The 22,636-nt window shown below is 75.5% G+C and carries 19 protein-coding genes; 13 read left to right on the top strand and 6 right to left on the bottom strand.

The window, feature by feature from the left end; translation table 11 throughout:
• Window positions 1–207 precede the first annotated feature (207 nt).
• On the bottom strand, window positions 208–1,896 hold the full coding sequence (locus ACTMTJ_RS12925; RefSeq protein ID WP_441216540.1) for a sulfatase: 1,689 nt from the start codon (window positions 1,894–1,896) through the stop codon (window positions 208–210).
• Between the two features lie 92 nt (window positions 1,897–1,988).
• Here ACTMTJ_RS12925 and tsaA point away from each other — a divergent pair, with 92 nt between their 5' ends.
• Window positions 1,989–2,396 (top strand): tRNA (N6-threonylcarbamoyladenosine(37)-N6)-methyltransferase TrmO, encoded by a 408-nt coding sequence (tsaA, locus tag ACTMTJ_RS12920; protein WP_441216538.1) that lies wholly within the window; start codon window positions 1,989–1,991, stop codon window positions 2,394–2,396.
• On the opposite strand, the gene ACTMTJ_RS12915 is transcribed toward tsaA, so the two are convergent.
• Window positions 2,393–2,857: a hypothetical protein gene (locus tag ACTMTJ_RS12915; protein WP_441216536.1), complete on the bottom strand. Its 465-nt coding sequence runs from the start codon at window positions 2,855–2,857 to the stop codon at window positions 2,393–2,395. The genes tsaA and ACTMTJ_RS12915 overlap by 4 nt on opposite strands.
• Window positions 2,858–2,911: 54 nt before the next feature.
• Here ACTMTJ_RS12915 and ACTMTJ_RS12910 point away from each other — a divergent pair, with 54 nt between their 5' ends.
• The 3 genes from ACTMTJ_RS12910 to ACTMTJ_RS12900 are packed head-to-tail and all read left to right on the top strand — an operon-like array spanning window position 2,912 to window position 5,936.
• Window positions 2,912–3,322 carry an META domain-containing protein gene (locus tag ACTMTJ_RS12910; protein WP_441216534.1) on the top strand — a complete coding sequence of 137 codons (411 nt, stop codon included), beginning with the start codon at window positions 2,912–2,914 and terminating at the stop codon, window positions 3,320–3,322.
• Window positions 3,319–4,122: a class I SAM-dependent methyltransferase gene (locus ACTMTJ_RS12905; RefSeq protein ID WP_441216532.1), complete on the top strand. Its 804-nt coding sequence runs from the start codon at window positions 3,319–3,321 to the stop codon at window positions 4,120–4,122. The genes ACTMTJ_RS12910 and ACTMTJ_RS12905 overlap by 4 nt, the downstream gene beginning before the upstream one ends.
• A gap of 20 nt (window positions 4,123–4,142) precedes the next feature.
• On the top strand, window positions 4,143–5,936 hold the full coding sequence (locus ACTMTJ_RS12900; protein ID WP_441216530.1) for a thiamine pyrophosphate-requiring protein: 1,794 nt from the start codon (window positions 4,143–4,145) through the stop codon (window positions 5,934–5,936).
• On the opposite strand, the gene ACTMTJ_RS12895 is transcribed toward ACTMTJ_RS12900, so the two are convergent.
• On the bottom strand, window positions 5,920–6,504 hold the full coding sequence (locus tag ACTMTJ_RS12895) for a helix-turn-helix domain-containing protein (protein WP_441216529.1): 585 nt from the start codon (window positions 6,502–6,504) through the stop codon (window positions 5,920–5,922). The two genes, ACTMTJ_RS12900 and ACTMTJ_RS12895, sit on opposite strands and share 17 nt — an antisense overlap.
• A 66-nt stretch (window positions 6,505–6,570) precedes the next feature.
• Here ACTMTJ_RS12895 and ACTMTJ_RS12890 point away from each other — a divergent pair, with 66 nt between their 5' ends.
• From ACTMTJ_RS12890 to ACTMTJ_RS12880, 3 genes are all read left to right on the top strand, one after another.
• Window positions 6,571–7,530, top strand: a complete 960-nt coding sequence (locus tag ACTMTJ_RS12890; RefSeq protein ID WP_441216527.1) for an NAD(P)/FAD-dependent oxidoreductase — start codon at window positions 6,571–6,573, stop codon at window positions 7,528–7,530.
• A gap of 108 nt (window positions 7,531–7,638) precedes the next feature.
• Window positions 7,639–10,551 (top strand): glycosyl hydrolase, encoded by a 2,913-nt coding sequence (locus ACTMTJ_RS12885; protein WP_441216525.1) that lies wholly within the window; start codon window positions 7,639–7,641, stop codon window positions 10,549–10,551.
• 81 nt (window positions 10,552–10,632) lie between these two features.
• Window positions 10,633–10,824: a hypothetical protein gene (locus ACTMTJ_RS12880; protein WP_441216523.1), complete on the top strand. Its 192-nt coding sequence runs from the start codon at window positions 10,633–10,635 to the stop codon at window positions 10,822–10,824.
• Here the strand turns inward: ACTMTJ_RS12880 and ACTMTJ_RS12875 are convergent.
• Window positions 10,821–11,171, bottom strand: coding sequence for a hypothetical protein (locus ACTMTJ_RS12875; protein ID WP_441216522.1), 351 nt, complete (start codon window positions 11,169–11,171; stop codon window positions 10,821–10,823). The two genes, ACTMTJ_RS12880 and ACTMTJ_RS12875, sit on opposite strands and share 4 nt — an antisense overlap.
• A 60-nt stretch (window positions 11,172–11,231) precedes the next feature.
• On the opposite strand from ACTMTJ_RS12875, the gene ACTMTJ_RS12870 reads away from it, so the two are divergent.
• From ACTMTJ_RS12870 to ACTMTJ_RS12845, 6 genes are all read left to right on the top strand, one after another.
• Complete coding sequence (locus ACTMTJ_RS12870) at window positions 11,232–12,476, top strand: hypothetical protein (protein WP_441216520.1); 1,245 nt, start codon at window positions 11,232–11,234, stop codon at window positions 12,474–12,476.
• A 10-nt stretch (window positions 12,477–12,486) separates the two neighbouring features.
• Window positions 12,487–12,975: a hypothetical protein gene (locus tag ACTMTJ_RS12865; protein WP_441216518.1), complete on the top strand. Its 489-nt coding sequence runs from the start codon at window positions 12,487–12,489 to the stop codon at window positions 12,973–12,975.
• 37 nt (window positions 12,976–13,012) lie between these two features.
• Window positions 13,013–16,609, top strand: a complete 3,597-nt coding sequence (locus tag ACTMTJ_RS12860) for an amino acid adenylation domain-containing protein (RefSeq protein WP_441216517.1) — start codon at window positions 13,013–13,015, stop codon at window positions 16,607–16,609.
• Window positions 16,606–17,673: a nitroreductase family protein gene (locus tag ACTMTJ_RS12855; RefSeq protein ID WP_441216515.1), complete on the top strand. Its 1,068-nt coding sequence runs from the start codon at window positions 16,606–16,608 to the stop codon at window positions 17,671–17,673. Before ACTMTJ_RS12860 ends, ACTMTJ_RS12855 begins: the two co-directional genes overlap by 4 nt.
• A 121-nt stretch (window positions 17,674–17,794) precedes the next feature.
• Window positions 17,795–19,381, top strand: a complete 1,587-nt coding sequence (locus ACTMTJ_RS12850; protein WP_441216513.1) for an AMP-dependent synthetase/ligase — start codon at window positions 17,795–17,797, stop codon at window positions 19,379–19,381.
• Window positions 19,378–20,580 carry a glycosyltransferase gene (locus tag ACTMTJ_RS12845; protein WP_441216512.1) on the top strand — a complete coding sequence of 401 codons (1,203 nt, stop codon included), beginning with the start codon at window positions 19,378–19,380 and terminating at the stop codon, window positions 20,578–20,580. Before ACTMTJ_RS12850 ends, ACTMTJ_RS12845 begins: the two co-directional genes overlap by 4 nt.
• Here the strand turns inward: ACTMTJ_RS12845 and ACTMTJ_RS12840 are convergent.
• Together ACTMTJ_RS12840 and ACTMTJ_RS12835 are read right to left on the bottom strand one after the other, a co-directional pair.
• Entirely contained in the window at window positions 20,564–21,688 is a 1,125-nt protein-coding gene (locus ACTMTJ_RS12840; RefSeq protein ID WP_441216511.1) for an epoxide hydrolase family protein, read from the bottom strand. The two genes, ACTMTJ_RS12845 and ACTMTJ_RS12840, sit on opposite strands and share 17 nt — an antisense overlap.
• A complete protein-coding gene (locus tag ACTMTJ_RS12835) occupies window positions 21,685–22,602 on the bottom strand; it encodes a hypothetical protein (protein WP_441216509.1) in 918 nt (305 codons plus the stop codon). The genes ACTMTJ_RS12840 and ACTMTJ_RS12835 overlap by 4 nt, the downstream gene beginning before the upstream one ends.
• Window positions 22,603–22,636: the final 34 nt, after the last annotated feature.

Raw genomic sequence — 22,636 nt, 5'->3', positions numbered from 1 at the left:
CGTCCGGCGCGAGCTGACGCGCTGTCGGCCTGGCCGTGCGGCGCGAGCTGAGGCGGTGTCGGCCTGGCGGCGCGAGCTGAGCGGAGTGTCGGGGCCTGGGCGTGCGGCGCGAGCTGAGGCGGTGTCGGCCTGGCGGCGCGAGCTGAACGGGTGTCGGCCTGGCCGTGGGATGGGCGCCGCCGGCGGGTTGCCCCGGCCGGGCTGCCGTCACCGTGAGTAGGCGGTCAGGAAGTGGTCCCGGAAGGCGTCCATCCGCCACACCGGGCTCCGCGGGCCGGGCCTGATCCCGTCCTGCCAGCCCCACGACGAGATCTTGTCGAGGACGGCCGGGTCGTGGGCGACGATCGACACGGGCACGTCGCGGGTGGCGTCGGGGCCGGTCACGATCCGGGCCGGCTGGTGGTCGCCGAGGAAGATCATCACCAAGTTGTCGTCGCCGTAGTTTTCCACGTACGAGATGAGCGTCTTGAGCGAGTATTCGATGGAGAGCCGGTACTGCGTGCGGACCCGGGCCGGGTCCTTCCACACCTCCTCCGGCGTGTCGCCGACCCGCGCGTCGTTGATGTAGATGGAGCCGTCGCCCACCTCGTCCCAGTCGAGCCAGGCGGGCAGCGGTGTCCACGGGCCGTGGCTGGAGACCAGCGGGATCACCGACATCAGCGGCGGGTGGGCGGGCTTGGCGTTCTCCAGGCGCTCGAACGCGAGCATCGTGAACTGGTCGGGCATGGTGGCCCAGCTGAAGCCGAGGCCGTGGTAGCCGAGGTCGTGCACGTCGTAGATCCGGTCGAACTCGTAGAAGCGCCCCTCGGGCCAGGCGCGTGTGATGCCCGGCATGACGCCGACGGTCTCCCAGCTCGCCCGGCCGAACGCGCCGGTCAGCGTGAGCCGGTCGCTGGAGGTCACGGTGCGGAACCGCTGCTGGTTGTTCACCCACAGGCCGGACAGGAGGGTGGACTGGGCCAGCCAGCTCCCGCCACCCGACGTGGGTGAGGTGAGCCAGCCGCTGCGCGAGCCGTACCCGGCGGCGGCGAGGCGGCGGCTGCCGTCGTCGAGCAGCGCGCCCACCCGCGGGGCGAACTCGAGGTCCTCCACCGCGTCACGGCCGTAGCTCTCCACGAACACGAGCACGACGTCCTTGCCGCGCAGGCCGCCCAGTAGCTGGTCGCCCGGGGTGTCCCGGAACTTGTCAACCGCCGCCTCGCCGGCGAACTCCTCGCGGTCGCGCAGGCTCGTCACGAGCTGCCGCCCGTGGTCGTACGCGAGCACCGCGGTGTCCCGCGCGGCGACCGGCTGGCCCGGCACCACCTCCACGCCGGCGACCGCGCAGGCCACCCACGCGGCGGCCACCACGCCGACCGCGCGGGCGGCGGCGGTGCGGTGGCGGCCGGCCACAGTGGACAGTCGCAGGACGGAGAGCGTCACGAGGATCGGCACCGCGAAGGCGAGCACGAGCGCGCCGACGACCGCGCCGACCGCGCCCGCCTGGCCGACCGAGTCGCGGAGCACCACCAGCGCGTCGTCGAACAGCACCCAGTCGAGCACGAGGTCGAACGGGCGGTCGAGCACGGAGAGGAAGCCCATGTCGAGCAGGCGGACGACGGCGAGGAGTCCCAAGGTGGCGCCGGCGACCACCGCCACCGCCCGGCGCGGCGTCGCCGGCAGCAGGAGCAGCACCACGCACCCGACCAGGGCCTCCACCGGTATCCGGGCGAGGATGCCGGGGCGCAGCAGCTCCAGGTCGCCGGGTGCGACGAAGGCGGCGAAGACGAGGACGCCGGCGAGGACGGTGACCGCGACCGAGACGCCGCGCCGCCACGCGGGTGGTCTCGCCTCGGTGTGCTCCTCGGGTGCCTGGTCGGCTGTGCGGTGGCTGTCGAGCACCTGTTCTACTGACACGCCGGAGTTCCTTCTGTTTCGCCCGGTAAGGCAGTGATCGTACGTGGCGGGATCGCCGCCCGGTCGGGCGGCACCGGGCAGAATGAGCGGCCATGACGTCCGGCTATGAGATCGAGCCCATCGGGTACGTGGAGTCGCCGCTCGTGGATCCCGCCGCGGCGCCCAAGCAGGGTGTGGAGGGGGCGCCGGAGGCGACGCTGGCGTTCCGGCCCGAGGTGGTCGACGGGCTGCGCGACCTGGCCGCCGGCGCCGACGTGTGGGTGCTGACCTGGCTGCACGTGGCGCGGCGGGACGTGCTCGCCGTGCACCCGCGCGACGACCCGGCCAACCCGCTGACCGGCGTCTTCAGCACGCGCTCGCAGGACCGGCCCAACCCGGTCGGCCTGCACCGGGTGCGGGTGCTGGCGGTCGACCTGCCGCGCGTGCGGGTGAGCGACCTGGAGGCCGTCGACGGCACGCCCGTCGTCGACGTCAAGCCGGTGATCGGCGGCGGCCGCTAACCCTCCCGGGTGTACGTGAGCCCGAAGTCGACGTTCCAGGTCTCGCCGTCGCGGGACATCTCCCACTGGCCGTCGACGACCCGCCCGCCGTCGCCGAGCGTGCCGGTGAAGCGCTGGTTGAAGCCGGGTGCCTCGCGCCACACCGTCCACACGCGACCGTCGAACGTCATCTGGTAGACGCGGTGCACGCCGCGCCCGTCGGCGTACATCATCGTGTACCGGCCGGTGGTGTCGTCGAGGCCGATGAGCGCGGTGGTGGGGAACGGCGCGCCCTCCCGCCAGGCGGCCGGCGCGGTCTCCGGTATCTCGGCGTCCGCGTACTGGCGCAGGTACTTGCCGCCTTCCACCCAGGTGAACTCGCACCACCCGGCGCCGAGGCCCGCCACCGTGGGCCGCACGGTCCAGCGGCCCACGAACACGTCGAGCCGGACCAGGTCGGGGTGCCTGCCGTCGTCGTCCATCCGATCACCGTACCGGCGGGGGAACGGCCGGCTGGCCGGGCCCGTCGAAGACCCATGCGCTCGCCCCGCCTCGCCGGTGTGTTCGCCGCCGCCTTCCTCTGCGTGGCCTGCGGCGACGAGCCGATCGTCGACCCCGGGCTGACGCTCACCGACAACCGCTGGGAGGTGCGGGGCGTGGTGGCCGGCGGGGAGCGGTCGCCAGCGCCCGGCGCGGGCTACCTGTTCTTCGCCGGCGACGGCACGCTGACCGGCTCGACCGGGTGCGAGGAGGTGAGTGGCAGGTACACGAAGGACGGGGTGGCCGGCGGCCGGATCCACTTCACCGGCGCGGCACCGGCGACCTCCGCCTGCGCGCCGGACCTGGTGCGGGTCCTCGCCGGTGACGCGACGTTCCAGGTACGCGACGGAAACCTGGAGCTGATCGGGGCGCGGGGGGACGGGATCTGGCTTAGGTTCGGCGGGTGAACGAGGCTCTCTACACCGGCAGCGCCCGCTACTACGCGGCCGGCCGGCTGCCCTACCCGGCGCGGATCGCCGAGGTGCTCCGCGACGGGCTGGGGCTCGACGGGCGCGGGCGGCTGCTCGACGTGGGGTGCGGGCCGGGCACGGTGACGCTGCTGCTGGCGCCGCTGTTCGCGGGCGCGGTGGGCGTCGACGCCGACCCCGGCATGATCGCCGAGGCGCGGCGGTCGGGTGCCGACGGCGTGGAGTGGCGGCAGCTGCGGGCCGAGGAGCTTCCGGCCGGGCTGGGCACGTTCCGGGTGGCGACGTTCGCACAGTCGTTCCACTGGATGGATCGTCCGCTCGTGGCCCGGCGGGTCCGCGGGATGCTCGACCCCGGCGGCGCCTGGGTCCACGTCGACACCAAGACGCACTTCAGCGCGCCCGGCGACGGCCCGCTGCCGCACCCCGAGCCGCCGCGCGAGGCGATCGACGCGCTGGTCAAGCGGTACCTGGGGCCGGTGCGGCGGGCCGGCACCGGCCTGTTGCCGCAGGGCACGCCGTCCGGTGAGGCGGAGGTCATGCGGGCGGCCGGCTACACCGGTCCGGAGGTGCTGCCGGTCGGCGGCGGCGCGGTGCACGTGCGGTCGGTCGACGAGGTGGTGGCGTCGGTGTTCTCGCTGTCCTGGTCGGCGCCGCACCTGTTCGGCGAGCGGGTGGCCGAGTTCGAGCGTGACCTGCGCGCGCTGCTGCGCTCGGCGTCGCCGCCGGGGCGGTTCGCCGAGCGTTCCCACGATGTGTCGCTGATCGTGTGGCGGCCGTAGGCGCGGGGTACCTCCAGGGCATGGCCGAGCGCACCGTCTCCGACGTCCTTGTCGAACGCCTCCGCGCGTGGGAGGTGGACCGGGTCTTCGGGTACTCCGGGGACGGCATCGACGGGGTGCTCGGCGCTATGCGGCGCGCGGGGAAGCCGGTGTTCGTGCAGGCGCGGCACGAGGAGACGGCCGCGTTCATGGCGGTCGGTCACGCCAAGTACACCGGCGGCGTCGGCGTCTGCCTGTCCACCCAGGGGCCGGGCGCGGTGCACCTGCTCAACGGGCTCTACGACGCCAAGCTGGACTCCAAGCCGGTCGTGGCGATCGTCGGGCAGCAGGTGTCGACGGTGCTCGGCAGCGCGTACCAGCAGGAGATCGACCTGGTGCGGCTCTTCGGCGACGTGTGCGCCCAGTTCGTGCAGGCCGCGCACACGGCGGAGCAGGTGCCGATGCTCGTCGACCGGGCCTTCCGCACCGCGCTGGCCACCCGCAGCCCGACCTGCGTCGTGCTGCCGCACGACGTGCAGACCAGACCCGCCCCGGAACCGGCGCGGCACGAGCACGGCGTGGTGACGACCAGCGCCGGCGTCCGCCCGGCCCGCGTGGTGCCGCGCGACAGCGACGTCCGGGCCGCCGCCGACCTGCTGGCGTCCGGTGAACGGGTGGCGATCCTGGCCGGCCAGGGCGCGTACGGCGCCGCCGAGGGCCTGGTCGAGCTCGCCGACCGGCTCGGCGCCGGCGTGGCCGCGTCGCTGCTGGGCAAGCCGGTGCTCGACGAGCGGCTGCCCTTCCACACCGGGGTCATGGGCCACCTCGGCACGACCGCCAGCGCCCGGCTGATGCGCGAGTGCGACACGCTGCTGCTGGTCGGCACCAACGACCCGTGGACCGAGTTCTACCCGGCGCCCGGCCAGGCGCGCGCGGTGCAGATCGACATCGACGGGCGGCGGCTCGGCGTGCGGTACCCGGTGGAGGTGCCGCTGCTCGGCGACGCGGCCGAGACGGTCGCGGCGTTGCTCGCGGTGGTCGGCCGCCGCGACCGGCGGGCGTGGCGCGAGCGGGTGGAGACCTGGGTGCGGGAATGGGACGCGATCGCGACCGGGCGGGCCGAAGCGCCGGCCGACCCGGTCAACCCGCAGGGCCTCGTGCGTGCGCTGAACGGGCGGCTGCCCGGCGACGCGATGGTGGCCGTCGACGTCGGGTCGGTGACCTACTGGTACGCCCGCCACCTGCGCCTGCCGCCGGGCGTGCCGGCGCACCTGTCCAGCACGCTCGCCTCGATGGGTTCCGCGCTGCCGTACGGGCTGGCCGCCAAGCTGGCCTATCCCGACCGGCCGGTGGTGGCGCTGGCCGGCGACGGGGCGATGCAGATGAACGGCCTCGCCGAGCTGATCACCGTCGCCGCCCGGTGGCGGGAGTGGGCCGACCCGCGCTTCGCCGTGTGCGTGCTCAACAACGGCGACCTGGCCGAGGTGAGCTGGGAGCAGCGGGAGACGGAGGGCGAGCCGCGGTTCCACGCGTCGCAGCACCTGCCGGACGTGCCGTACGCCCGCTGGGCCGAGCTGCTCGGCCTGCGCGGGGTCCGGGTTACCTCGCCGGACGAGGTCGAAGCCGCGTGGGACGAGGCGTTGACGGCGGACCGGCCGTTCGTGATCGACGCCGTCGTCGACCCGGCGGTGCCGCTGCTGCCGCCGCTCCAGCCGTACGAGAAGATCGAGCCGATGTACACCGGGCTCGCCGCCGAGGACACCCCGCTGGCCCGCCGTGCCGCGGCCCACTTGCGCCGGGAACGGGCCGGTGAGGGCTTCACCGATCCCGGGTGACCGACCTGGCCCGCAGGTGCGCGCGCTCGCCCTGCGGGCCGAAGAGGCTCAACACCTCGACCGGCTCGCCGTCGACGCTGCCGAACCAGTGCGGCACGCGCGTGTCGAACTCGGCCGCCTCGCCGGGCTCCATCACGAAGTCGCGGTCGCCGAGGATGACCCTTAGCCGTCCATTGAGGACGTACATCCAGTCGTACCCCTCGTGGGTCTTGGGGTCCGGTGTGGACCGTCCACTCGCGATGATCAGCTTGTAGGCTTGGACGCCGCCGGCCCGCCGGGTCAGCGGCACCATCGTCATGTCGCCACGGTGGATCGGGCGCAGGTGCACCCGCGGGTCGCCGGTCTCCGGCGCGCCGACGAGCTCGTCGATCTGCACGCCGTGCGCGCGGGCCAGCGGCAGCAGCAGCTCCAGCGTGGGCCGGCGCTGGCCGGACTCCAGCCGGGAGAGCGTGGAGACGGAGATGCCGGTGGCGGCGGACAGGTCGGTCAGGGTGGTGCCGCGCCGCCGCCGCAGCTCCCGCAGCCGGGGGCCGACCGCGGCCAGCACGCCCTCCAGGTCACCGTCCACCCGGCCAGTTTGCCACAGCGGCAAGAACCTTTGCCGGTGCGCCGGTAACGAGGCATCGTCGGGCGCATGGAATACGACGTGATCGTGATCGGTGGCGGCGCCGCGGGGCTGAGCGCGGGGCTGACCCTGGCCCGCGCGCGGCGTGCGGTGGTCGTGGTGGACGCGGGAGAGCCGCGCAACGCGCCCGCCGAGGGCGTGCACGGCTTCCTCAGCCAGGACGGGATGCCCCCGGCGGACCTGCTCGCCGCGGGGCGGGCCGAGGTGACCCGCTATGGCGGCACCGTCGTGGACGGTGTGGCGCGCGGCGCCCGCCGCACGGCGGAGGGTTTCGAGGTCGACCTCGACGGCGGTGGCCGGCTCGCCGGCCGGCGGCTGCTGGTGGCCAGCGGGCTGGTCGACGAGCTGCCCGAGGTCGCCGGCCTGCGCGAGCGGTGGGGCCGGGACGCCGTGCACTGCCCGTACTGCCACGGGTGGGAGGTGCGCGACAAGCCGATCGGGGTGCTCGGCGCCGGGACACACGCGGTCGACAAGGCGCTGCTGTTCCGGCAGTGGTCGGCGGACGTGGTGCTCTTCACCCACACCGCGGCGCCGCCGACCGTGGAGGAGGCCGAGCGGCTGGCCGCCCGGGGCGTCCGGGTCGTCGAGGGGCGGGTGGCCGCCGTGGAGGTCTCCGGGGACCGGGTCACCGGGCTGCGGCTCTCCGACGGCACCGTCGTGGCCCGCGAGGTCGTCGCCGTGACGTCGCGGATGGTGGCGTCCTCGCCGGTCCTGGCCGACCTGGGGCTGAAGCCGGTGGAACATCCGATGGGCCTCGGCGCGGCGTACCCGGCGGGGCCGATGGGGCAGACCGACGTGCCCGGGGTCTGGGTCGCCGGAAACGCCACCGACGTGATGGCGCAGGTCGTGACCGCGGCCGCGCAGGGCGTGATGGCGGCCGCCGCGGTCAACATGGACCTGGTGAACGAGGACGCCGAGCGCGCCCTGGCCGGTTATCGGGACGGCAACAGCCCGGCAACAATTCCTTGACATCCGGCAACGACAACCGTCACTCTGGTCCCGCTGGGAGAGCGCTCTCACGTCGGCGGGTCAGGGCGCGTCCCGGCTTCCCGTCACCGTCGACCTGAAGGGGTCAACATGAGGGCCGGACCGCCGACGACGACTCGACGACCCCGAAGACTGCTCGCGACCGGCGCGGTGGTGCTCCTCGCCGCCGGCCTCCTCGCGGTCGCCGCCGCCCGCGCCGCGGACGCCGCGCCGGTCGGTGCGGGCAGCTACACCGAGACGCTCCCGGCCGGCGCCGCCCTGCCGTCCGGCTGCGGCACCATCTCGAGCAACCCGCGCCAGTTTCTCACCGCGAACGCGCCGGCCGGCGCCGTGCCCACCAACGACTGGTGGTCGTCGCTGGTGTTCAAGCGCTCGGACTGCGCGTACAGCCTGCCGCTGCACGCGCATCCCGTCTCGTACGACACGTTCGCGAACGGCCTCGGCTTCTCCTACACCACCACGGCGGCGATCAGCGGCACCGCGACCGGCGTCGGCGAGTACCACTACCCGTACGTCCAGGACATCCTCGTCGGGGTCGCCGGCCTGAACGCGCCGGTCGTGCGGGTCGACGGCTGGAGCGACTGGACGGTGTCGCCGTACTGGACCGACGGCACCCGCACGCTGCGCGCGACGATCGGGCACGGGCTGCCGTTCGCGTACTTCCAGGCGACCGGCGGCAACGCCCAGATCACCGCCGCCGGCACGCCCGCGGTGTGGCTCGACGGCGGGGCCACGCTCGGCTTCACGGCCGGCGGGAGCGACTACGTGGCGTACGCGCCGGCCGGTGCCACGTGGACGGTGAGCGGCTCGACCATCACCTCCACGCTGGGCGGGCGCGGGTACTTCTCGGTGGCGCTGCTGCCCAGCGGCGGGTCCAGGGTGGACCTGGCCAACCGGTACGGGCAGTACGCGCACGCGCACGTCACCGGCACCCGGCTGTCGTACGCGTACGACCCGGCGAACAACGGGCTGACCACCACCTACGCGTTCACCACCACGGCCCGGGAGGGGAGCGCCACCGGCACCGTCGTGAGCCTCTACCCGCACCAGTGGCGGTACCTGAGCGGCGGCTCACCGCTGCCGGAGACCTACACGTCGGCGCGGGGCGCCATGCGGACGCTCGTCGGGGTGTCCAGCTTCCGGACCGCGATGACGTTCCGCGGGGTGCTGCCCGAGGTGCCGGCGGTCGCGGACAGCACGGGCGCGGACTTGAACACGCTCAACACATACCTCGCCGCGGTGCGGGACAACCCCGAGGGGCCGTCCGGCGGCGACACGTACTGGGCCGGCAAGGGCCTGGGCCGGGCCGCCCGGATCGCCGAGATCGCCGACCAGGTGGGCAACACCGCGGTGCGCGACAGCGCGCTGGCCGCGATCCGCGACCGGCTCGACAACTGGCTCACCGCCTCCTCCGGCGAGGTCGGGCAGCTGTTCTACTACAACGCGAACTGGGGCACGCTGATCGGCTACCCCGCGTCGTACGGCTCCGACCAGGAGCTCAACGACCACCACTTCCACTACGGGTACTTCGTCGCGGCGGCGGCGACGCTGGCCAAGTTCGACCCGGCGTGGGCCACCTCGGGGCAGTACGGCGGCATGGTCGACCTGCTGATCCGGGACGCGAACAACTACGACCGGGGCGACAACCGCTTCCCGTACCTGCGCGACTTCGACATCTACGCCGGGCACGACTGGGCCTCCGGGCACGGCTCGTTCGGCGCCGGCAACAACCAGGAGTCGTCGTCCGAGGGGCAGAACTTCGCGAACGCGCTCATCCAGTGGGGCCAGGCGACCGGCAACACGGCCGTGCGTGACGCGGGCGTCTTCCTCTACACCACGCAGGCGGCGGCGATCCAGGAGTACTGGTTCGACGCGGCGAACGAGAACTTCCCGGCCGCGTTCGGCCACGCGACGGTCGGCATGGTGTGGGGCGACGGCGGCGCGTACGCGACCTGGTTCAGCGGCGAGCCGGAGATGATCCAGGGCATCAACATGCTGCCGATCACCGGCGGCCACCTCTACCTCGGCTACCACCCGTCCTATGTGAACACCAACTACGCCGAGCTGGTGCGCAACAACGGCGGGCCGCCGACCGTGTGGCAGGACATCCTGTGGGAGTTCCAAGCGCTGGGCGACGGCGACGCGGCGCTGGCCAACTTCCGGGCCAACAGCGGCTTCACCTCCGAGGAGGGGGAGAGCAAGGCGCACACGTTCCACTGGATCCGCAACCTCGCCGCACTGGGCACGGTGGACACGTCGGTGTCGGCTAACCACCCGCTGTCGGCCACGTTCGTGAAGAACGGCGCCCGCACGTACGTCGCGTCGAATGTGACCGGTTCGCCGATCACCGTGGCGTTTTCCACAGGGGTCACGGTGAACGTGCCGGCGAGGCGGACGGTGACCACCGGGGCGTTCTCGTGGAGCGGCGGGGGCGGGAGCAACCCCACGAACCCGCCCACGACGGCACCCCCCACCACCGCACCGCCCACGACGGCACCGCCGACCACCGCGCCGCCGACCACCGCGCCGCCCACCGGGTCGCCTACCCGCTACCTGCTCAGCGGCGGCGGGCTCGCCGGGGCCGGCACCGCGAGCACGGTCACGGTCCCCTCCGCCGGCGGGACCAACCACGACGGCACGCCGGCCAACCCGGTCACCTTCACCGCGACCGGGCTGACGATGGCGTACAACGGCGGGGCGACCGGGTTCGACCTGTTCCTCGACGCGGGCGGCGCGGTCGGCAACGGCACGCAGGTGCGGGTCTCCTACGACCTGACCGGAAACGGCGGTTTCGAGCGGGTGGAGACCTACCGCTACTTCGCCACCGACCCGGTGACCGGCTACGAGCACTACACCCAGGCCGCGGGGCTGGCGTCGGCCACCGGCGCGCTCGGCGACCTGGGCAACGGCACCGTGCGGGTCGAGGTGTGGAGCGCGATCGGCAACGCGCCCACCACGCTCGGTGCCGGCAACCAGTCGGTGCTGCGGCTCCCGTACACCTGATCCGCCGATCAGGTAGTGGCGCCCCGCCCGCGCGGCGGGGCGCCACGGTTGGCCCGGTGCCACCCGGGGTATGGCAGGCGGATGAGCGAACCTGAGCGCGTCGAGCGGCGGGCCGAGCACCTGCTGCCCGAGGAGCGGGAGGCGGGCAGCGCCGACCCAGAGGCGCAGGCCGAGGCGATCCTCGACGAGTCCGACGCCCGCGAGGAGTACGCCGAACCCGCGCCCGGCCTGCGGATCGACCACCGCACCTCGGACGAAACCGTGGAGCCTTAGCCGCTCTTCGCGTCCAGCAGCTGGAGCAGGTCGTGCGCGGCCAGCTCCACGTCCTTGTGGCGCCACTCCGAGGCCCGGTAGACGCAGGCGATGAGCGCGGTGCGGTGCACGCGGCGGAAGTCGCCGTACACGAACGCGTAGCGGGCCTTGGTCTCGTCGGCCGCGCCGTCGGTCAGGCCGAGGTGCCAGCGCGCGTAGTCCTCCCAGGAGTGCGACTCCAGGTACGCGTTCTGCGCGGCTGCGGCCGGCTGCGCGTCGCCCCAGTCGCTGTCCAGAACGTACTGCCGGGCCTCGATGAGCTCGCGGGCCCGGGCCACCGCATCGGGGTTGACCGTGTAGGACGCCATGCCTGAGTCTGCCCGGTCGGCCCCGCCGCCACGCCTGTTTTCCGGGGTAGATTGCCGCCCGTGGCACACGAGAAAGCCGGGGCCGTCGGGTTCGCCGTGGTGTTCGGCGCGTTGGGCGGCGCCGCGCTGGCCGGGCACTGGGGCGGGGGCGTCGCCGGCGCGGCCGGGCTCGCCGCCGTCGAGGCCGCCGCCCGGGCCCGGCAGCGGCCCGGGCGGATCCCGGCGCTGTGGGCGCGGATCGCGACGAGCGTCGCGCTCGCCGCGCCGCTCGGCTGGCTGGCCGGCCGGCTCGGCGCCGGACCGCTGCTCGTCGCCGCCGGCACCGGCGTGGTGGTCGGGCTCCTCGGCGTCCGGCCGCAGAAGGTGCTCCTCGGCCCGGTCGCCGGCGTCGCCGTGGGGCTCGCGCTCTCCCTGTGGTGGTCCGCGCCCGGTGCCGTCGCGGCCGCGGCGACCGTCCTGGTGTACCGGACGGCCTCGGCCCTGATTTTCCGCGACCCGCAGGTGAGCCTGCTGGCGGAGCGGGTGGCGGCCGCGGACCTCCCGTTCGTGGTGCCGCTCGCCGCCCGCACCCGCTACGTCGGCACCGGCTACGTGCGCGACCTCGCCGCCGCGATCGGCGGCGACTTCCGCGCGGACGCCCCGGACGTCGGCATCGTGGCCGACTTCGACGACCTGTCCGGCCCCGGCTTCGACCCGGCCGGCGTCGACCCGCGGGTGCGCGAGTTCTACGAGCACACCACCCGCTTCGCGCTGGACATCGTGCCCGAGTGGCGGCTCTGGGTGCGGCCCGGCTACCTGCTCTACCGCAGCCTGCTGGCCCGCCCGCTCGGCCAGGCCAACGTGCCGATGAACCAGCGGGAGACGCAGCGCGGCATCCGCAGCCGGATCGACACGATCAGCCCGGAAGGCGACGGCGTCGTGGGGATCCGCGGGTGGATCCGCTCGTTCGCCGACACCGACGAGCCGATCTACGTCGGCGTCTACACCACCTACCGGCACGCCGGGCGGGGCTACGTGAGCGTCGGGTTTCCCTTGCCGCGGGCCAGCTTCACGGCCACACTGGTGCCCGAGGCGCGCCCCGGCGGCGGTCTTGTGCTGACCAGCCGCAGCGACCTCGACCAGCCCGGCCACTACCTCACCCACATCGACCCGGAGTCGGGGGAGCTGACCACGCTCGCCGTGCACGGCTTCGCCGAACGGCTGGAGGTCTACGTGCGCGACGGTGAGCTCCGCGCGGAGCACGCCTTCTGGGTCTTCGGGCTGCCGTTCCTCGTGCTGCGCTACGACATCCGCGGAAAACCCTGAGGAGTCTCCTGTGGACCTCATCACCCCACCGAGGGTCGAGGAGCGGCCCGCCGTCCCGTACGTCGGGATCCGCGTGGTCACCCCGTTTCGCGGCATGCTGCGGGTGCGCGACACCCTCATGGACGACCTCGTCGCGTGGCTGGACGGGCGCGACGCCGGCCCGCTCTTCTTCCGGCTGCACGTCATCGACATGGCCGGCCCGATGGACATCGAGGTCGGCGCGGTCACGGCGGAGCGGCCCCCGCACGCCGCCGACCGGGTGCGCGCGGGCACCCTGCCCGCCGGCCGGTACGCCACGCTGACCTACCGCAACCACTCGCTGCGGGCCAACAAGACGCTGCTCCAGTGGGTCCGCGACAACGGGGTGGCGCTCGACCGCCGGGAGACGGCGGAGGGTGACGCCTTCGGCTGCCGGTACGAGGCCTACCTCACCGACCCGCGCGTCGAGCCGCGCAAGACCAAGTGGGAGACCCAGCTCAGCATGCGCGTCGCCGACTGAGTGGCGGTGTCGCACGGGGGAGGTAGCGTGGCGGGCCATGGGGGAGGGCCACGGCGCCGTCGGCGGCGCGCGGTTTCCGCTGTCCGCCGCGCAGCAGGGGCTCTGGCTCGCCGACCGGCTCGACCCCACCGGGCGGGCCGCCACCCTCGCGGAGTACCTGGAGATCCGCGGGCCGGTCGACCGGGCGCTGATGGAGCGGGCGTGGCGGGTCGTCCTCGCCGAGACCGACGCCTGGCGATCGCGGTTCGCGGGCGAGACCCCCGAGCAGACCCTCGTCGGGTACACCGAGCGCGACCTGCCCTTCGTCGACCTGCCCGGCGAGGCGGCCGCGGTCGCGTGGACCCGGGCCGACCTCGACCGGCCGTCCGCCGAGCCGGCCACGTTCGCGCTGCTCCGGGTCGCCGCCGACCGTTTCTGGTGGTACCAGCGCTTTCACCACGCGGCCACCGACTACTACGGCGTGGTGCTGACCACGGCCCGGCTGGCCGAGGTCTACACCGCGCTGGCCGGCGGCCTACCCGTCCCGCCGTCCGGGTTCGGACGCCTGCCCGACCTGCTGGCCGAGCAGGCCGCGTACCAGGAGTCCGCCGAGCGCGGGCGTGACCGGGCGTACTGGCTGGAGCGGCTGGCGGGCCGCCCGGAGCCGCCGGCCCCGCCCGGGCGCGGCACCCCGGGGGCCGCGGTCACCCGGACCGGCTTCCTGCCCGACCTGCCGGCCGCGGCGGCGCGGGCCGGGGTCGGCTGGTCCCGGCTGGTGATCGCCGCGGTGGCGGCGTACCTGTACCGGGTGACCGGCGAGCACGACGTGCTGCTCGCGCTGCCCGTCGCCGCCCGCACCACCCCGCTGGCCCGCCGCACGCCCGGCCAGGCGGCGAACGTGGTGCCGCTGCGCCTCACCGTGCGCCCCGGCACGCCCGTGCTGGAGCTGGTCGACCAGGTGTCCGGCGAGGTGCGGCGGGCGTTGGCGCACCAGCGGTACCGGTACGAGGACCTGCGGCGCGACCTCGATGTGACCGGTGACACCGGCTTTCTCGGCCCGGCCGTCAACGTGATGTCCTTCGAAGACGGGCTGCGCTTCGGCGGCCACCCGGCGGTGCGGCACAACCTCGCCAACGGGCCGTCTGGCGACCTGGCGGTGTTCGCCTTCGGGCGGCCGGACGGGCGCGGCACGCAGGTCGACGTGACCGGCCGCGGCTACGGCCCGGACGGCGTCGCCGCGCACCTGGACGCCCTGCTGCGGTTGCTCGCCGCGGCGGCCGAGGACCCGAAGCGGCGGGTCGGCGACCTCGACCCGCGTGCGCCTTCCGGCCCGGCGCGCGGCCCCGCCGACCCCACCGCCGTCCGTCCGCCGTGGACGGCCGCCGCGGCGGGCGGGCGCACCCCGGTCCGGGCGGTGTCGTTCCCGGAGCTCGTCGCCCGGCGGGCCGCCGCGACGCCGGGCGCGGTCGCGGTGGTCGACGGCCCGCGCCGGCTCGACTACGCCGCCCTCGACGCGTGGGCCGACCGGCTGGCGCACCACCTCGCCGGCGCCGGCGTCCGGCCGGGCGCGGTGGTGGCGCTGCGCGCGCCGCGCGGGGTGGAAAACGTCGTGGGCATGCTCGGCGTCATGCGCGCCCGCGCCGTGTACCTGCCGGTCGACCCGGACTATCCGGCGGAGCGGATCGCGGCCCTGCTCGCCGACGCCGGCCCGGTGCTGACGCTCACCCCGCCGCGGGTCCGCGCGGTCCGCGACGCTCCCGCCCCACCGCCCTCGCCGCCGCCGGGGCCGGACGACCCGGCGTACCTCGTCTACACCTCGGGCAGCACCGGCCGGCCCAACGGCGTGCTGGTGCCGCACCGCGGGCTGGCCGGGCTGGCGGCCGCGCAGATCGAGCGGTTCGGGATCGCGCCCGGCGGCCGGGTGCTCCAGTTCGCCTCGCCGAGCTTCGACGCGGCGGTCGCCGAGGTGGTGACCACGCTGGTCGCCGGCGCGACGCTCGTGATCGCGCCGCTCGACGGTGCCGACGTGACGCACGTGACGCTGCCGCCGTCGGTGCTGGCCACCCTGCGGCGCGGTGACCTGCCGGAGACCGCCACGCTCGTCGTGGCCGGCGAGGCGTGCCCGCCCGAGCTGGTGGCCCGGTGGGCGCCCGGCCGGCGCATGGTCAACGCCTACGGTCCCACCGAGGCGACCGTCTGCGCCACCATGAGCCAGCCACTGTCCATAGAGGACGGCGCGCCACCGATCGGCCGCCCGATCGCCGGCACCGGCGCGTACGTGCTGGACGCCGCCCTGCGGCCGCTGCCGCCCGGTGTCGCCGGCGAGCTGTACCTGGCCGGCGCCGGCCTGGCACACGGCTACCTGCGCCGGCCCGGCCGGACGGCGGAGCGGTTCGTCGCCGACCCGTTCGGCCCGCCGGGCTCCCGGATGTACCGCACCGGCGACCTGGCCCGGTGGCGGCCGGACGGGCAGCTCGACTTCCTGGGGCGGGTCGACCGCCAGGCGAAGGTGCGCGGGCACCGGGTCGAGCCGGGCGAGGTCGAGGCCGCGCTGGCCGCGCACCCGGCGGTGGCGCGGGTCGCCGTGGTGGTGCGGGAGGACCGGCCCGGCGACCGCCGCCTCGTGGGCTACGCCGTGCCGGCTCCCGGCCACACCGTCGACGGCGGGGCGCTGCGCCGCTTCGCGGCCCGCTCGCTGCCCGGCCACCTCGTGCCGGCGGCGGTCGTGGCGCTGGACCGGCTGCCGCTGACGCCCAACGGCAAGCTCGACCACCGGTCGCTGCCGCCGCCCCCGACCGGCGCGCCCGGCCGAGCGCCGGCCTCGGCGCTGGAGGCCGAGCTGTGCCGGGTCGTCGCGGACCTGCTCGGCCTGGAGCGGGTCGGCCCGGACGACGACTTCTTCGACCTCGGCGGCGACTCGCTGCACGCCGCCCGGCTCGCCCGCCACCTGTCGATGACCGTCCACGACGTCTTCGAGACACCCACCGTCGCGGGGCTGGCCGCCGGCGGCGGGCGGCGCGCCGGCGTGCTGCCGATCCGGGCGGCCGGCGACCTCGCCCCGATCTTCTGCCTGCCGCCCGCCGGCGGGCTCGCCTGGTGCTACGCCGGGCTCCGCGACCACCTCGACCCGCGCCGCCCGGTGTACGGCCTCCAGCTCCCGGACGGTGAGCCGGCGCGTGGCGTCGGCGCGCTCGCCGCCACCCTGGCCGCCCGCATCCGCGCGATCCGGCCCGCCGGGCCGTACCACCTGCTGGGCTGGTCGTTCGGCGGCTACCTCGCGCACGCCGCCGCCACCGCGCTGCGGGCCGCCGGCGAGCGGGTCGGCCTGCTGGCGATCCTCGACGCCTACCCGCACGCCGCCCCGCCCGAGGTCCCCGACCGGATACCCGGGCTGTCCCACCTCGACGGTGACACGGTGGCCGCGCTGCTGGCGGCGGCCACCCACCACACCAGGCTGGCCGCGGCGTTCACGCCCGAGGTCTTCGACGGCGACCTGCTGCTGTTCGCGACGACCCGGGGCGACTGGACGCCCTACGTGTCCGGGCGGGTGGAGAGCCACCACGTCCCCTGTGGACACTTCGAGATGCTCGCGCCGGGACCGCTCGCCGCCATCGGCGCCGCGGTCGAGGCCGCCTTGAGGAGGACGCGGCAGTGACGACGAGCCTGACCCGCGAGGAGATCGCGGACCTCTGCGCGGCCGGCGTCGCCGCGCCGTCCGGCGGCAACGCCCAGCCGTGGCGGGTGACCGTGGCCGGCGACCGGCTGGAGGTCGGCGCCGACCCGGCCCGGGGCAGCTTCCTCGACGTCGGCGGGTACGCCTCGGCGTTCGCGGTCGGCTGCTTCGCCGAAAACGTCGCGGTCGCCGCCCGGGCCCGCGGGCTGGACCACACGGTGGCGGTCCGCGAGGGCACGGTCGTGTTCACCTTCACCGGCCGCCGCGACGCCGCGCCCGAGCCGCTCGCCGCGGCGGTGCCGGAGCGGGTCACCAACCGCCGCCTCCACAAGGGACCGCCGCTCGACGACGAGCGGGTGCGCCGGCTCGCCGCCGCCGCCTCGGCCGCCGACCCGTCCAGCGCGGTCAGCGCCGTCTCCGACCCGGACGGCAAGCGGGTGGTGGCCGAGGCGCTCGGCCTCGCCGACGCGGTGCGGATGCGACACCGCGCCATGTTCGACGACATGGTGCGGGAGATCCGCTGGTCCGAGCGGGAGGCGCGGGGCCGGCTCGACGGCCTCGACGTGCGCTCGCTCGACCTGCCCGCAGCCACCCGCGCGCTGCTGCCGGTGCTGCGCCGCCTGCCCTGGGTGCGCCGGCTGCTGCCCGCCGCCCGGCTCGGCGACACCGCGCGGGCGCTGGTGCGCGGCTGCTCGCACGTCTGCTGCCTGTACACCACCGCCGGGTCCACACCGGACGCCATGGTCGCCGCCGGCCGGGCCACCCAGCGGCTGTGGCTGGAGGCCACCCGGGCCGGCGTGGCCGTGCACCCGTGGACGGTGAGCACCCTGGAGCTGCTGCGGCTGGAGGCGTTTCGCGGCGAGGGCTTCACGCCGTCCGAGCAGCGGGCCGTCGCGTGGATGGGCGGCCTGCTGCGCGCCGCCTTCGACGTGCCGGCCAAGGCCCGGCCGGTCTTCGTGTTCCGGCTCTCGACGGCGCCGCCACCGGCCGTGCGGGCGCTGCGCCGGCCGTGGCAGACGTTCACGACCATCCAGGAGGGACAGTGAGCGAGGGAGCTGGCGCGGCGGCGTCTGGACGGAGCCGTCCCGCCGACGAAGTCGGGGTTTCGGGGCGGCGGAGGAAGACGTCGCCTTCAGCGCCGCGCGAGCGAGCGAACCTGGAGGCAGAGTGAACAACGGGGCTCGCCGCGAGGCGGCGGAGATCACCCGGGCGGTGGCGGGGCGGACGCTGCTGGACGCGTTCCACGACAACGCCCGCGACCACCCGGACCGGCCCGCGCTGAAATGGCGCGACGGCGAGGAGTGGCGGGCGTACACCTGGCGGGAGTACCGGGCCGAGGTCGAGGCCGCCACGCTCGGCCTGGTCGAGGCGGGCGTACGCCCCGGCGACCGGGTCGGCCTGCTCATGTCCAACCGGCCCGAGCTCGCGGTCGCCGACCTCGCGCTGCTGCACGCGCGGGCGGTGCCGGTGTGCCTGTTCGACAGCTTCACCGACGCGCAGCTGTCCACTGTGCTGCGTACCCTCGGCATCCGGCTCGCCGTCGTCGAGGACGGTGCCGCCGCCGCCCGGCTGGCCTCCGCGACACCCGCCGGCGCGCCGCGCGTCGTCGTGGTGGACGACGGCGGCTGGGCGCGGGTCGTGGCCGGCCGCGGCGGCGACGGCGGCGCGTTCGACCGGCTCCGGCGGGCCGCGCGCCCGGACGACGTCGTGTCGGTCAACTACACCAGCGGCACCACCGGCGGGCTCAAGGGCGTCCAGCACACGCACGCCAACGTGCTGTGGCACGCCGAGTCGTTCGCCCGCTTCCGGCCGGTGGCGCCGGGCACCCGGTTCCTGGCGTACCTGCCGCGGGCGCACGCCACCGAGCGGTTCGTCACCACCTGGTACCCGCTGGTGCGGGCCGGCACCGTCCACCTGTGCCCCGACCCGAGCCGCCTGCCCGCCTACCTGCCGGAGGTGCGGCCGCAGTTCTTCGGCGGGGTGCTGCGGGTGTGGGAGAAGCTCTACGCCGCCGGCGCGCTCGCCGGGCTGGAGGAGTGCGGGTTCGCGTTCAGCGGCGGCGGGGCGCTCGCCGAGCCCGTCCAGGAGTACTTCGTCGGCGCCGGCGTGCCGCTGGTCGAGGGCTGGGGGCAGAGCGAGCTCGTCTCCGCGGCCACCTGCGGCCACCCGGACCGGATCCGGATCGGCACGGCGGGGCGCGCGCTGCCCGGCGTCGAGGTGCGCACCGCCGGCGACGGCGAGCTGCTCGTGCGCTCCGGCAGCCGGATGCTCGGGTACGTCGACACACCCTCCCATGTGGACGGCGACGGCTGGGTGCACACCGGTGACCTCGGCACGATCGACGGCGACGGGTACGTGCGCGTGCACGGCCGGCGGGAGGAGGTCTTCCGGCTCGCCGGCGGCCAGCCGGTGCCGGCCACGCGGGTGGAGAGCCACCTGCGCGCCAACCTCCTGGTCGACCAGGCCTGCGTGGTCGGCGCCGGCGAGCCCGACCCGCACGCGCTCCTGGTCGTCGCCGCGCCGCCGGACCGGTGGACCGTCGACGACGTGGCGGCGGTGGTGGCCGCGGCCAACACGCGGCTGCCGGCCGGCGAGCGGATCGCCCGGTTCGCGGTGCTCGCCGAGCGGTGGGAGCCGGGCCGGGCCGAGGAGCTGACCCACACCGGCAAGCTCAAGCGCCCCCTGATCGAGGCCAAGCACGCCGACCTGATCGCCGCCCTGCGCCGCGGCGAGGCCGGGACCGCCGTCCCATGAGGAGGGTGCTCTTCGTCGCGGAGGCGGTCACGCTCGCGCACGTGACGCGGAGCCTCGCGCTGTCGCGGGCCCTCGACCCGGCCGCCTACGAGGTGTGCCACGCCTGGGACCCCCGCTACAACGGGCTGACCGGCGCGCCGCCGCGCGCGTACCTGCCGATCCGCACGATCCCCGCCGCCCGCTTCGCCCGCGCGCTGGCCCGGGGCACGCCCCTCTACCGGGGGTCGGACCTGCGCCGGTACGTCGCCGACGACCTGGCGCTCATCGAACGGTTCCGGCCCGACGTGGTGGTCGGCGACTTCCGGCTGTCGCTCGACGTGAGCGCGCGGCTGGCCGGCGTGCCGTACCTGGCCGTGACGAACGCCTACTGGAGCCCGTACGCGCGGGTGCTCCCGCCGGTGCCGGACATCACGCTGACCCGCCTGGTCGGGGTGCGGCTCGCGCAGCGCCTCTTCGACCGCGGCCGGGAGGCGGTGAGCCGGTGGCACGGCGGGGTGTTCCGCGAGCTGCGGCGCCGCCACGGCCTGCCGCCCGGCCCGGCCGACGTCCGGGACGCGTACACCCGGGCCGACACCACCCTCTACGCCGACCTGCCCGAGCTGGTGCCGGTGGCGGGGCTGCCGGCCACGCACCGCTTCGTGGGACCGGTCACCTGGTCGCCCGACCTGCCCTGCCCACCGTGGTGGGACGGGCTGCCGGCGGACCGCCCGGTCGTGTACGTGACGCCGGGCAGCTCCGGGCGTGCCCCGCTGCTGGCCCGGGTGCTGCGCGCGCTGGCCGGCCTGCCGGTCACCGTGGTCGCCGCCACGGCCGGCCGGCCCGCGCCGCCGCGGGTGCCGGCCAACGCGCGCGTGGCCGCGATGCTGCCGGCCGCCAAGATGCTGCCGCGCGCCCGCCTGGCGATCGGCAACGGCGGCAGCCCGAGCGCCTACCAGGCCCTGGCGGCCGGGGTGCCGGTGCTCGGCATCTGCGACAACCTCGACCAGTACCTGAACATGTCCCTTGTGGAGCGGGCCGGCGCGGGCTGGCTGCTGCGCGGCGGCCGGGCGTCCGGGGCCGCGATCCGGGCCGCCGTCCGGCGCGCCCTGGCCGCCGAGTCCGCCCGGGTCCGCGCCGGGGAGCTGGCCACCGCCATCGAAAAGCACGACACCCCGGCCCGCTTCCGGGCGGCCCTGGAGCCGGTCAGCGGACCAGCCTGAAGAACGCCCGCACGTCCTCGACGAAGCGTTCCGGCCGTTCGAGCGCGGCGAAGTGGCCGCCCCGCTCCGGCTCGCTCCAGAACCGGATGTCGGTGTAGCGCTTCTCCGCCCACCGTCGCGACGGGCGGGGCAGGTCCTTGGGAAACACCGAGCAGCCGGTCGGCACGTCCACCGTGTCCGTCGTGGACTTGGTGAACCACTCCTGGACCTGGCGGATGCTCTCCCAGTAGAGCCGGGCGGCGGAGGCGGCCGTGCCGGTCAGCCAGTACAGCGTGACGTCGTCGAGCATCTCGTCGCGGGTGAAGACGTTCTCCGGGTGGCCATCGCAGTCGCTCCACGCCCGGAACTTCTCCACGATCCAGCCGCACAGGCCGGCGGGGGAGTCGACCAGGCCGTACCCAACGGTCTGCGGGCGGGTCGCCTGCACCATCGAGTAGCCGTCCTCCCACCGCTGGGCGTTCTCCAGCGCGGCCAGGCTCTCCCGTTCGCGGTCGGTCAGGTCGCCGAACGTGGCCGGGTCGGGCGCGGCGATCGGCGGGTTGAGGTGGATGCCGGCCAGGTGCGCGGCGTCCTGCTGGGCGAGGCTGGTGGTGACGCTGGTGCCCCAGTCGCCGCCCTGCGCGCCGTACCGGGTGTAGCCGAGCCGCGCCATCAGCTCGGCCCAGGCCGCCGCGATCCGCTGGACGCCCCAGCCGGGCGCGGTGGGCTTGTCGCTGAAGCCGTACCCGGGCAGGGACGGGCACACGACGTGGAAGGCGTCCGCCGGGTCGGGCGGGTCGGTCAGCGGCCCGATCACCTTCAGGAACTCCAGGACGGAGCCCGGCCAGCCGTGGGTGAGCACGAGCGGCAGCGCGTCCGGGTGGGGCGAGCGGGCGTGCAGCACGTGGATGCCCAGGCCGCCGATCTCCACGCGTAGCTGGGGGATCGCGTTGAGCCGCGACTCGGCGCGGCGCCAGTCGTACCCGGTGGCCCAGTGGTCGCACAGGTCGCGCAGGTACGCCAGCGGGACGCCCTGCGACCAGTCGTCGACGGTCTCCGGCTCCGGCCACCGGGTGCGGCGCAGCCGGTCGCGCAGGTCGTCCAGTTCGGACTGGGGAACGTCGATCATCGCCTCTCCTCCGGACGGTACGGGGCGGCGGCCGCGGCGAAGTCGGCCAGGACCCCGGCGGTGAACGGCACGTCCGCGATCGCGGTCAGGCAGCCGGTCCAGCCGGCGACGAAGTAGTCCCAGCCGTCCACCGTGGGTGCCCGGCGCGCGGCCGCCTGGCGCAGGAACTCCAGCCCGCCCCGGTAGTTGAAGTCCCACGCCAATGTGGACGGCCCGAACGGCGCGGCGTCGGTCACCGGGCTGCCCGGCGCGTCCTTGCCCAGCCCGGTGGCGTTGACGACCAGCCCCGGGGCGGGCGGGCCGGCGACGAGCGCGTCGCAGTCGCCGGGCCCCCGCACCGGCACGTAGGCCAGCCGCGCCCCGTTGGCGCCGGCCCGTTCGGCGACCGCGCGCAGGTCGTCGAGGGCCTCCGGCGACGTGTCGGCGAACGTGGCGCTGGCCGTGTCCCGGCCCTGGAGCGCGAGCAGCAGCGCGGTCCCGGCACCGCCGGCGCCGAGGCACAGCACGTCCGTCGCCGGCGGCAGCACGTGGGAGAGGGCGAGCGCGTCGCGGGCGTACCCCTGGACGAGGCCGTCCCGCGCGGCGAGGGTGTTGACCTCGCGGGTGACCTCGACGAGGTCGTCGCCGAGGGTGATGCCGGCGGCGCAGGCGCGGTACAGGCGCAGCTTGTGGGCGGTGACGACGGCGCCCGCGACCGCGGCGTTGCCGCGCACGGCGGCGAGGAACCGCCGGTAAGTCTCGGGCGGGGTGTCGATGGGCAGGTCGAGGCCGCGCAGCCGCCACGGCCGGTCCAGCGCGGCCGCCCACCGGTCGAACACGGCGTGCGCGAGCGAGCCACCCGTGCTGACCCCGACGAACACCACGAGCGGCTGGCCGGTCCAGCCCTCGATCTCGTCGAGCGTGATCGTGTGCATGGTCCCTGCCTACGTCCTGCGCGCCGGGTCCGCC

This window comes from Phytohabitans sp. LJ34 (assembly GCF_052068095.1).
In the GTDB taxonomy this organism is placed as follows: Bacteria; Actinomycetota; Actinomycetes; order Mycobacteriales; family Micromonosporaceae; genus Phytohabitans.
Note: the sequence above shows the minus strand (reverse complement) of the source record. Positions and strands in the feature narration are given on the sequence as shown.